Here is a 3,106-nt window from a genome sequence, read left to right on the forward strand (position 1 = left end):
TGAGATCGCCTCGCGCCATGACTGACGGCTTATCAAGACCGAGCCCACACGCGCAGGCGATCTACCGAACTCCAGATCCGAACTCCAGACAGGACCTAGCAGACGCAGGACCTCCGTCACCCAGCGGCGCACGGTGGAGGCGGACACCTGGTTGCCGCCGGCCATGTCGGCGAGGCTCTGGTCATGGCGGAGAACGGCGAGCACGATCAACCCCTGGGTGCCCGCGGGGACCTTGCGCCAGCGGGTGCCCAGCCGGTTGCGCTCGCGGCGTATCAGATTGCCGACGAGGTCGAGGGTCCGCTTCGACACCGGAAGCTGAACCTGGCAGACAGCATGCTGAGAGCCCTCGGTGGGGCTGGTTGTCTTCACAAACACCCCAACTTCCGCTGAGGGCCCTCTTGTTACGGCAGGAATCAGCCGGTCCGCCGACGCCCTTGGCCGGTCAGCGCGGCAGGTAGCGACCCGATCCGGTCCGGGCCAGCCAGCCCCGATCGGCGAGTTTGCGCAACTGCCCCCGGACCGGCTCGACCTTGCCCGGCGTGAGCTCACGACCCAGCGCCCTCGCGACGTCCTTGGCCATCACCGGTCCGTCCGCGTCGGCCACGATCTTCATGATCTGCCGATAGTCCGGCGTGAGGGCCTCTGTCCCCATACCCTCCGCACAGTCCGGCACCAGACGCATCCCGCCGGCACATGGCCCCACCACGACCGGCTCCGGCCCCACCACGACCGGCTCCGGCTCCACGATGCCCGACGGCCGGCGTCCGCCGTCGGTCGCCTCGGACCACTGCCCGAACACCATCTCGGCGCGGCCTCCAGCCGGGCCACCTCCACCTCGAGCCCGGCCAGCTCCTTGCGCAGCAGCTCAGCCCGTTCGGTCAGCTGAACCCGCCGCTCGATCGTCCACGTGAGCACGTCCGTCATCCACACCCCTCCCGCCACGGAACCTACGCAGCGGCCCGTGATTCCCGCCCGGGAACCCCAGAGACCACCCGTGACGGACGATCACGTGCTACCGATCTCCACCCCGACCAGCACGAGCACCTCGCCCAAACGTCACACCAGCTCCGCTGAGCAGCGGAAATCACGATGGCACCAACTCACTGAAGCTGAGCGGGAAGCGGAAGTACAGCCACACACAGTGGGAGATGACCTCGGCCGGGTACCGGTGCCCCTTGTACGACGGCGACCTGCTCTCGAGGGCACCCCTCCAGCATGATCAGCCCGGCGATCATCCCGCCCGCCCAGCCAACGTGACAGCGCCCCACGTCCGTCTCCGTGGCACTGACACTGCGTACCGAAGCCGCCAAGACCTTCCCACGTCCGGCAATAGCCAGCTCGCAGTGGCTCTTCTCCGGCCGCCAGCCCGGACAGCCCGGTCAGCTCCAAGTCCATCTGCGTCAGATCGGCGTCCCTCCGCAGTGCGCAGGACCTCCGCGATCCGTCAGCTCGTCCTCCAGGCCCCGGCCCCCGTCATCGCGAAGGCACTCGGCCATCACTACAAGACCGTCACCCGCCTGGTCACCGACAGACGGGTCCGGGCAGTGACAGGCAGGTGACAGTCGATCGGTAGGGGACCGACAGGCCAGATGCCTGGTGGCCTACAGCAACCGGTCCATACCGTCTTGTCATGACCGTAAACCACGAGGAAGAAGTGCACGAGCACGACCGGGGCCTCTCCTACGACCTTCCCCTTCTCGCCCGTCGCCGGATGGTACGACTGCTGGCGGGGGTGAGCCTGGTGCCGCTGGTGGGCTGCACTTCCGAGGAGGAGACCACGGCGTCCTCGTCCCCGTCGCTCTCCCCGTCGTCCTTGTCGTCGCCCGTTCAGTGCGAGACGATCCCCGAGGAGACCGAAGGCCCCTTCCCCGGCGACGGTTCCAACGGTGTCAACGTCCTGAGGGAGAGCGGTGTCGTCCGCAGCGACATCACGCAGAGCTTCGGCGACTCCGCGGGGGGTACCGCCGAGGGCGTGCCCCTGACGATCACGCTCACGGTGGTGGACGCCGCCTCCGGCTGCGGCACCCCCAAGAAGGGCGCCGCCGTCTACATCTGGCAATGCGACCGGGAGGGCAGGTACTCCCTGTACAACGACGGCGTGACGGACGAGAACTACCTGCGCGGCGTCCAGGAGGCGGACGGCAAGGGACAGGTCACGTTCAAGAGCATCTTCCCCGGCTGCTACCCGGGCCGCTGGCCGCACGTCCACTTCGAGGTCTACGACAGCCTGGCCGACGCCACCGCGGCCAGGTCCATCACGAACACCTCGCAGCTCGCGCTGCCGAAGGACGTGAGCGACAGGGTGTACGCCACCGACGGCTACAGCGAGAGCGTGAGGAATCTCAGCGAGCTCTCCCTGGAGTCGGACATGGTCTTCAGCGACGGCTACAACCAGCAGCTCGCGAAAGTCACCGGCACCGTCGAGCAGGGGTACACCGCGACGCTGACGGTTCCGGTGTGACCCGTCACAGCTGAACGGCTCGGGGGTTCATTCCGCGCGCTCTACATCCAGCCTCTCCGGCTCCCACCCCGCCCCACCGACAGGGGCACTGAGCTGCCACTTGGCTCCGCCCCACTTCCGGCCCCGCCGCCATCTGATGCCCGCACACAACTACCGAGCCGAGATGACCGTCCGCTTCGCCATCTGGGAGCAGATCACCGGCGTCGCCGGCCTTGCCACCGCGGCCTGAGCACAGGCCCGGCTCCCAAGCCCACCCTGCCCCGACGCGCCGTCAGGCAGTCACAGCCAACAACGTGACAACGCCCCTCCGTCTGCTCACCGACGTACCGGCGGGCGCCCGCGTCGGTGCCGAGACAGACGATCGGCCCGCGCGAATCGCGACGGCCTTCTGGATCCGGTCGCGGGCGTCCGCGGTCCAGACATAGCCGTTGAGCAGGACGGCGTCAGCAGGCCGGAACGTCACGGAGGCTGCGGCGTGACCCACCCACCGACGGCACCGGACCGACACCGCGTCAGGCGAGCGCCGAGGCCGAGGTCCTCAAGAAGTCCCTGCGCAACGGCATGCCGGACCGGCCGTCACCGTCGGTCCTGACCGCCAGCACCTGGTTGACGCCCATCGTGTTGTTCTCGAACCCGACCGCCGAG

At 68.4% G+C, this 3,106-nt stretch carries 2 protein-coding genes and 3 pseudogenes; 2 read left to right on the forward strand and 3 right to left on the reverse strand.

All coding sequences use genetic code 11. The features are described 5' to 3' along the window. From ADL01_RS45395 to ADL01_RS46310, 3 genes and pseudogenes are all read right to left on the reverse strand, one after another. Nucleotides 1-309, reverse strand: a pseudogene (locus tag ADL01_RS45395) (hypothetical protein); the annotation flags it as partial. A gap of 133 nt (nt 310-442) precedes the next feature. After that, a complete protein-coding gene (locus ADL01_RS18570; RefSeq protein WP_234354704.1) occupies nt 443-802 on the reverse strand; it encodes a hypothetical protein in 360 nt (119 codons plus the stop codon). A 294-nt stretch (nt 803-1,096) separates the two neighbouring features. Beyond that, nucleotides 1,097-1,201: pseudogene (locus ADL01_RS46310) on the reverse strand (IS6 family transposase); the annotation flags it as partial. A 429-nt stretch (nt 1,202-1,630) separates the two neighbouring features. Here ADL01_RS46310 and ADL01_RS18575 point away from each other — a divergent pair. Beyond that, nucleotides 1,631-2,461: an intradiol ring-cleavage dioxygenase gene (locus ADL01_RS18575; protein WP_199834865.1), complete on the forward strand. Its 831-nt coding sequence runs from the start codon at nt 1,631-1,633 to the stop codon at nt 2,459-2,461. A 109-nt stretch (nt 2,462-2,570) separates the two neighbouring features. Continuing rightward, nucleotides 2,571-2,690 (forward strand): annotated as a pseudogene (locus tag ADL01_RS43820) (IS6 family transposase); the annotation flags it as partial. Nucleotides 2,691-3,106 lie beyond the last annotated feature (416 nt).

This window comes from Streptomyces sp. NRRL WC-3618, assembly GCF_001280005.1.
Classification (GTDB): domain Bacteria; phylum Actinomycetota; class Actinomycetes; order Streptomycetales; family Streptomycetaceae; genus Streptomyces.

Coding starts and splice junctions, on each gene's coding strand:
- ADL01_RS18570 (WP_234354704.1), bottom strand. CDS start 802: ATGGTGTTCGGGCAGTGGTCCGAGGCGACCGACGGCGGACGCCGGCCG.
- ADL01_RS18575 (WP_199834865.1), top strand. CDS start 1,631: ATGACCGTAAACCACGAGGAAGAAGTGCACGAGCACGACCGGGGCCTC.